Source organism: Sphingomonas bacterium (assembly GCF_903644055.1).
Lineage (GTDB): Bacteria > Pseudomonadota > Alphaproteobacteria > Sphingomonadales > Sphingomonadaceae > Sphingomonas_I.
In genome coordinates, this window is the sequence record NZ_CAHJXD010000001.1 from 1 (window position 1) to 2544 (window position 2544).

Here is a 2544-nt window from a genome sequence, read left to right on the forward strand (position 1 = left end):
TTCGCCGAGATCGGCGACCGCGCCGCCGCCGAGGCGATGCGCGGCACCGCACTGACGATCGCGCGCGACGCGTTGCCGCCGCTGGAGGAGGGCGAATATTATCATGCCGACCTGATCGGCCTGCCCTGCGTGACTCGGTCGGGGGAGGCGATCGGCGCGGTGGTCGCGGTCGAAAATTTCGGCGCGGGCGACGTCATCGAGATCGAGCGCGCCGACGGCAAGCGCTTCATGGTGCCGATGCGGCCGGAGGCGGTGCCGGAGTGGAGTGCCGAGCGACTGGTGGTGGACGAAGCGTTCGTCAGCTAGTATATACAGACCGTATATACGGAGGCCGTGATGGGTGATGAATATCGTTCCACCTCGTTCAAGGCGGGCAATTCGGTGGCCGTCCGCTTTCCCAAAGCGCTTGGCCTGGATGCTGGAACCGAGCTTACGCTTCGAGAGGAACAGGGGCGCTATATCGTGGAGCGGACAGCCAAGCCTGTCACCAAGATCGATCTGACGGGAATCTATGGATCCATCCCGGGGTTGAAGCCGCTTTCTCCCGAGGAACGCGAGTTTGAGGAGCGTGAACTCGATTGGGAGGGGAAGCTCGTGAAGCGTGGCTGATCCCGCTTTTCTGCTCGACGCCAATATCTGTGTCTATCTCCTTGGGGGTGGCGCCGACGTGCTGCGTTCGCGCGTCGAGGATTGCGAGCCGGGCGCGCTGGTCACTTCCTCGATCGCATTCGCCGAAGTTTTGATCGGTGCCGTCCGCAGGGATGGTGTCGCCGAGGCGCTGGCGCTGTTTCGCGCCATCCCGCCCCTGCCCTTCGGCAGCGCGGAGGCGGAAGCCTATGCGCGACTTCCGTTTCGGCGCGGCAGCTTCGATCGGCTGATCGCGGCTCATGCGATTACGCTCGGCCTCACGCTCGTTACCGCGAACGAGAAGCATTTTGCGGGTGTTCCAAACCTGAATGTCGAGAATTGGGCTTTGCCGCAGGAACCCACGGCGTGAAAATCGAAACGCTCTTCGCTGTCATAGTCCCGCTCTATCTCGTGCTCGTCGCCTACGGACAGGTCGGCGCGCGGAGGCGGGGATTGGGTATGAGGATGCGGGCAGTCACCGGCGCGCTGCGCGTGCTGCTGCCGCCGGTCGCGCTGTTCCTCGCGCTGCTCTCGACCGGCGACGCCGTGCTGATCGCCGGCTGGGGGATGGTGACGCTGGGCATGGCGGTGGCGGGCGCGGTCGTCGCGGGGCTGGTGGAGGTGGTGGCGCCGCGGGTGGGGGCATGAGCTTCGCCGCGACTGTCCTGACGCTCTATCCGGAGATTTTTCCCGGGCCGCTCGGGATAAGCCTGGCGGGCCGCGCGCTGGCCGAGGGGACGTGGTCGCTCGGGACGGTGCAGATCCGCGATTTCGCGCGCGACCGGCATCGCTCGGTCGACGATACCCCGGCGGGCGGTGGCGCGGGAATGGTGCTGCGCGCCGATGTGCTGGCGGCGGCGATCGACAACGCCGCCGTCGACGGGCCGCCGCACCGGCCGATCCTCGCGATGACGCCGCGCGGCGCGTGTCTCACGCAATCGCGGATCCGCATGCTGGCGAGCGGTCCCGGCGTGATCGTCCTCTGCGGCCGGTTCGAGGGAATCGACGAGCGGCTGTTCGAGGCGCGCGGCATCGAGCAAGTGTCGATCGGCGACTATGTGCTGTCGGGCGGAGAGGTGGGCGCGCTGGTGCTGCTCGACGCTTGCGTCAGGCTGCTTCCCGGCGTAATGGGCGCGGCTTCCAGCGGGGATGACGAGAGCTTCGAACGGGGCCTGCTCGAATATCCGCATTATACCCGGCCCGTCGAATGGGAAGGGCGCACGATCCCCGAAGTGCTGCGATCGGGGGATCATGCGAAGATCGCCGGCTGGCGCCAAGCCCAGGCCGAGATCGACACACGGTCACGGAGACCGGACCTTTGGGCGCGCCATAGTGGCGCGCGGGTCCAGCCTCCCTCTGGCGCGCGGCACGAGAAGGACGAATGAGATGAATCTCATCCAGCAGATCGAGGCCGAGCAGATCGCCGCCCTCATGAGCAAGCGCGCGATCCCCGAATTCCGCCCGGGGGACACGCTGAAGGTCGGCGTGCGCGTCGTCGAGGGCGAGCGCACCCGCGTGCAGGCCTATGAGGGCGTGTGCATCGCGCGTTCCAACAAGGGCATGGGCTCGAGCTTCACCGTGCGCAAGATTTCGTTCGGCGAGGGGGTCGAGCGCGTCTTTCCGCTCTATTCGCCGAACATCGATTCGATCGAGGTGGTCCGCAAGGGCGCGGTGCGCCGCGCCAAGCTCTATTATCTGCGCGGCCGCCGCGGCAAATCGGCGCGCATCGCCGAGCGCCGCGACAATCGCACGACGGCTTCCGAGGGCTAGCTGTTTGATCCCATGCTTTGATGGTGCATCATTCACCGTTAGCTGGAGGAAGCGCTATGGGCCGGGTCGACGGGAGCGCCACGACGACTGAGGCGGTCCGTCGAGCGATACAACATAGTCAGAAGAGCTTGAGGGCGTTGGCCAAGC

Annotated in this window: 6 protein-coding genes; all 6 read left to right on the plus strand. The window is 66.4% G+C overall.

The genetic code is table 11. The features are described 5' to 3' along the window. Positions 1-306, plus strand: a 306-nt coding sequence (rimM, locus tag HUU94_RS00005) for a ribosome maturation factor RimM (RefSeq protein ID WP_174273088.1), incomplete at its 5' end; no start/stop codon positions are given. Between the two features lie 30 nt (positions 307-336). After that, complete coding sequence (locus HUU94_RS00010) at positions 337-609, plus strand: AbrB/MazE/SpoVT family DNA-binding domain-containing protein (protein ID WP_174273089.1); 273 nt, start codon at positions 337-339, stop codon at positions 607-609. Then, a complete protein-coding gene (locus HUU94_RS00015) occupies positions 602-997 on the plus strand; it encodes a type II toxin-antitoxin system VapC family toxin (RefSeq protein ID WP_174273090.1) in 396 nt (131 codons plus the stop codon). The genes HUU94_RS00010 and HUU94_RS00015 overlap by 8 nt, the downstream gene beginning before the upstream one ends. Next, positions 994-1275 carry a hypothetical protein gene (locus tag HUU94_RS00020; RefSeq protein ID WP_174273091.1) on the plus strand — a complete coding sequence of 94 codons (282 nt, stop codon included), beginning with the start codon at positions 994-996 and terminating at the stop codon, positions 1273-1275. Before HUU94_RS00015 ends, HUU94_RS00020 begins: the two co-directional genes overlap by 4 nt. Then, positions 1272-2012: a tRNA (guanosine(37)-N1)-methyltransferase TrmD gene (trmD, locus tag HUU94_RS00025; RefSeq protein WP_174273092.1), complete on the plus strand. Its 741-nt coding sequence runs from the start codon at positions 1272-1274 to the stop codon at positions 2010-2012. The genes HUU94_RS00020 and trmD overlap by 4 nt, the downstream gene beginning before the upstream one ends. A 1-nt stretch (position 2013) precedes the next feature. Beyond that, entirely contained in the window at positions 2014-2397 is a 384-nt protein-coding gene (rplS, locus tag HUU94_RS00030; protein ID WP_174273093.1) for a 50S ribosomal protein L19, read from the plus strand. The last annotated feature ends 147 nt before the right edge of the window (positions 2398-2544 follow it).